At 54.5% G+C, this 4,387-nt stretch carries 3 protein-coding genes and 1 pseudogene; all 4 read right to left on the reverse strand.

Going from position 1 to position 4,387, the window contains the following annotated elements; genetic code table 11:
• Positions 1-448 (reverse strand): annotated as a pseudogene (locus Q0349_RS02085) (ATP-dependent RNA helicase HrpA); the annotation flags it as partial.
• A 169-nt stretch (positions 449-617) separates the two neighbouring features.
• Positions 618-1,961, reverse strand: coding sequence for an aromatic amino acid transport family protein (locus tag Q0349_RS02090; RefSeq protein WP_298079186.1), 1,344 nt, complete (start codon positions 1,959-1,961; stop codon positions 618-620).
• Between the two features lie 350 nt (positions 1,962-2,311).
• Positions 2,312-3,703: a tyrosine phenol-lyase gene (locus tag Q0349_RS02095; RefSeq protein ID WP_298079187.1), complete on the reverse strand. Its 1,392-nt coding sequence runs from the start codon at positions 3,701-3,703 to the stop codon at positions 2,312-2,314.
• 204 nt (positions 3,704-3,907) lie between these two features.
• Positions 3,908-4,330 carry a hypothetical protein gene (locus Q0349_RS02100; RefSeq protein WP_298079188.1) on the reverse strand — a complete coding sequence of 141 codons (423 nt, stop codon included), beginning with the start codon at positions 4,328-4,330 and terminating at the stop codon, positions 3,908-3,910.
• Positions 4,331-4,387 lie beyond the last annotated feature (57 nt).

Genomic DNA, 4,387 nt, shown 5'->3' on the forward strand with positions numbered 1-4,387 from the left:
GCACCTGATAGCCGACGGCGTCGCCGAGCGGGGTGTCCAGCTCTTCGGCGATGCGCGCGGCAACGCTACGCGCGGCGATGCGGCGCGGCTGCGTATGGGCGATGGTGCCGCGTGCGCCAAGGCCGAGGGCGAGACAAAGCTGCGGCAGTTGCGTCGTCTTCCCTGAACCCGTTTCGCCGCTGATGATGACGACTTGATGGTCGCGGATGAGGCGGAGGATGTCGTTTTTCGCCGCCAGCACCGGCAAGTCGGCGGCAAGTTTCGGTTGCGGCAGCGCGGCACGGCGCGCCTCAACCGCTGCGGTGGAAGCGGCATATTCGGCGGCAAAGCGGGCGCGCAGGCGGTCGGTGGGTTGGCCGCGCCGCTCGCGTTCGTGGATTTGGCGGTGCAGTTGGCGTAAGGGGTGGCGGTCGCGGGAAAGGACGGCGGTGAAATCGGGGGCGGTCATGGATTTTGTGGTTGTTGTGAAAAAGGCGGGCATTATAAGGAAGACGCGAAAAAGCGGGGCAAGCCCCGCTTTCTTTTTACATACAGGTTTGTCGCTACCCTGTATGTAAATGCTGTTTTATCGGTTTACATACAGGGTAGCGCCTATCGTGTATGTATAAATGGATGCTTTAGCCAACAACCGGTGGCAGCAGTCCCGCCTTGACGAAGAAGGGGATGATGGCAACGATGATGCCTATGAGGAGGGCGATGATGAGTGCCGCATCGCCGCCGATGACGCGGTAGGGCAGGTTCGGATAGCGGCGGCGCGCTTTCCACACCAGGCCGACCGGCAGGATGACGGCGAAGAAGGCGAACATCTGCCCGGCGTAGCTCAAGGCGGCGATGAAGTCCGGGTAGAAATAGGCGAACAGCACCGGCGGCAGGAAGGTGATGACGCCGAGCAGGATGCGCCCCGCCTTGATGTCCAGCCCTTTGCGCAGCATATCTTCGGTGCAGTCAAAGAGGCCGAGGGCGACGCCGAGGAATGAGGTAATCAGCGCTAGGGCGGAGAAGACTTGCACCGCGGAGGCAATGACATGGCTGCCGGTAATTTCGCGGCTGGCCTCAATCAGGCCATACAGCGTCGGGTTTTCTTTGAGAATTTCGGTGAATTGGCTTTGCGTCAAAACGCCGTGGGTGGAGAGTTGCCAAAGGATATAGCCGACCAGGGTAATGGCGGAGCCGGAAACAATGGCAATACGCAGGCCGCGCACATCGCCTTCCATATATTTGACCAGTGACGGAATGGAGCCGTGGAAACCGTATGAGGTAAAGAAGATTGGCGCGGCGGAAATAATCAGCGCGTTATTGAGCGGCATTGCCATCAGGTTGTGAATGCTCGCCTTCGGGAACATGACGAACATCACCACCACCAGGGCAAAAAGCATGACGAAAAAGAGCAGACGGTTAAAGCCATCGACCACTTTGGTGCTGATAATGACGAACGAGCCAAAAAACAGGGTAAAGATGCCGACGAAAATCTTGAGCGTCATTTCCGGCGATACCCCGGCAAAGAGGGTTACATCATCGGTAAGGCCAGCGGCATTGAGCGCTGCGACAAAAACGCCGCCGCTTTGTAATTGCACGCCAACGTATTCGATAAAATCGTGGAATAGCCCTTCCTGCCCGAACAGTCCTGATGTTTGCGTCGCTTTCATCAAAATCTGGCCACCGCCGGAAATATAGGCGGCAAGCAACGCATACAGGAAAACAAACATGACGGTGGTGGAAATGACCCGTCCGGCATTGCCGAAATAAAGGGCGGAGAGGGTGCCGATACCGGAATCGCTTTCGGTGGTCTGATAGACTTCGACGAATAGCAGGGCGCTGTAAGTCAGCAATACCCACAACGATACAAGGAGGACAACGGTAAAGGTAAAGCCGATACCGGCGGAGGTGAGTGGCATGGCGAGCATTCCTGCGCCAATCATGGTGCCGGAAACCAGCAGGGTGGTGCCGAGGGTTTTGTTCATGGTGAAGCTCCTGGATTGATACGATTCGCAGGTCGTCGTGGAATGGATGAATCCGTATCAGGGCGCTTCACGCATTAGGAGAAGATGCGTGTCGTTTGCAAGACAGTCCCGCCACTTCAGGAGGTTACGATTCAGGGAGCGGTTGGCGGGTGGCGCAATATCATGACGAGTATTTCAATCATTTCACGAGAATCAAAAATATATAGCGGCACTCACAGCGTTCCGTACAAGGCGCATTGACGAAGGCAGTACTTTTGACAGTACGGCGAGTCAATGCAACGCCGTACGGGACGTTGTGAGGGTTGCTATAAAGGGGCATTGCCGAAACAATGCCCCTCCTTGTGCAGTTTTTATGCTTTCGGCTCGAAGCGGGAAGTAAAGAAGCGGAGCAGCTTCGGTTCGTAAACCATCTTCATGCCCTTGATATTGTCGCGGTGTTTGAACAGGGAAATAACACCGTCAGCCACAATATCCAGGTGTGAATAGGTATAAACACGACGCGGAATGGTCAGACGTACCAGTTCCAGTTTTGGCTTGTGGTTTTCGCCGGTCACTTTGTCACGGCCTGCGGAAACAATGCCGCGTTCCATACTGCGTACCCCGGATTCTATATAGAGTTGGGCAGCGAGGGTTTGTGCCGGGAATTCTTCTTGCGGAATGTGCGGGAAGAATGCGCGGGCATCAAGGAATACGGCGTGGCCACCAACCGGTCTGACAATCGGCACACCGGCTTCATCCAGTTTTTGTGCCAGATAGTAGCATTGGGCAACACGGTGCTGGATATAGTGGAAATCAACGGATTCGGTAATACCGCGTGCCATTGCTTCCATATCGCGTCCGGCCAAACCGCCATAAGAAGGCATACCTTCATACAATACGACCAGTTCGCGCGCTTTCATGAACAATTCTTCGTCGTTCATGCAGAGGAAACCGCCAATGTTGACGAGGCAGTCTTTCTTGCCGGACATGGTGCAGCCGTCGGCATAGCTCATCATCTTTTTCAGAATTTCGCGAATGGTCATGTCTTTGCATTCCGGCTCGCGTTCTTTGATGAAATAAGCATTTTCCACGCAACGGGTGGCGTCAAACATCACTTTGATGCCGTGTTTGCTGCACAGTTCGTGGACGGCACGCAGGTTGGCCATGCTGACCGGCTGGCCACCGGCAAGGTTTACAGTGACGGCAACGCAAACATACGGAATCTTGTCGGCGCCGACTTCGTCAATGAGGGCTTGCAGTTTTTTCAGGTCCACATTGCCCTTGAACGGCAGGTCGGCCTGGGAATCGTGCGCTTCGTCAATGATGATGTCGCGGAAGGTGGCACCGTTGCGTTCCTGGTGGGCGCGGGTGGTGGTGAAGTACATATTGCCCGGTACATAGTCGCCCGGTTTGATCATGATGGTGGAGAGCAGGTTTTCCGCGCCGCGCCCCTGGTGGGTCGGGACGATGTGCTTGAAGCCGAAGTATTCGCGCACGGTTTCTTCGAGGTGGTAGAAGTTGCGGCTGCCGGCATAGGCTTCATCCCCAATCATCAGGCCTGCCCACTGGTAGTCACTCATTGCGTTGGTGCCGCTGTCGGTCAGGAGGTCGATGTAAACGTCTTTGGAATCCAGCAGGAACGTGTTGTAACCCGCTTTCTTCATGTATTCCTCGCGCTGTTTGCGGTCGGTCATCGCAATCGGTTCAACGGCTTTGATTTTGAACGGTTCTGCCGGGTATTTTTTCGGATAGTAGTTACTCATGGCCAAGCTCCTGTACGGATTAAAAAAACCACATCATGACGGTGTCATGACGGATACACTTCGCCCGTTGCCGGGCAAATCTCATAAAGACCTTTCAATCTTTGTGATGAGCAAATCTTAGGCTTATCCACACGAGATGTCAATCTTTTCACACAGCAAACAACGGTTTTTCACAACCATCCACGCTTAACAACGTGTATTTATTCACGATATTTCTGCACAAAATTTTTCATGCCACGGCAATAACATCGCATTTTCAGACCACAAATCGCTGAAAATGCAGGAATGGCGCGCGATTGCGGCATACGGACTGCCGCCGTAACCGCCGCTGTGAATCAGGAACCGCCACCATGTGAAATTCACAAACCCACAAACATTTCTGTACAGGGGAGACAAACGCGCACGGTTATCGGCACGGCGGACAAAAAACGGACAAATTTTGCATCCTGCTCCGGCAAACACCGCCGCCAAAATTTTCGGACAGCGGCAATTTACCCCCTCTTGCCCGGCAACCACGCCCGGCGATGCCGTTTTGCCGTGAATATCGCGCGTTTGCCGTGTGAAATTCACACTCACATCAACATGACAGGTAGCCAAATATAGCCGTCCACCGAAAGTTTCAGACAAGACGCGTCGCCGAAGACAGTACGCGGTTGTACGGTGAGGCGACGCAACACAGTATGA

Origin of the sequence: uncultured Cardiobacterium sp., assembly GCF_938028185.1 — a bacterium.
In the GTDB taxonomy this organism is placed as follows: Bacteria; Pseudomonadota; Gammaproteobacteria; order Cardiobacteriales; family Cardiobacteriaceae; genus Cardiobacterium.

Coding starts and splice junctions, on each gene's coding strand:
- Q0349_RS02090 (WP_298079186.1), bottom strand. CDS start 1,961: ATGAACAAAACCCTCGGCACCACCCTGCTGGTTTCCGGCACCATGATT.
- Q0349_RS02095 (WP_298079187.1), bottom strand. CDS start 3,703: ATGAGTAACTACTATCCGAAAAAATACCCGGCAGAACCGTTCAAAATC.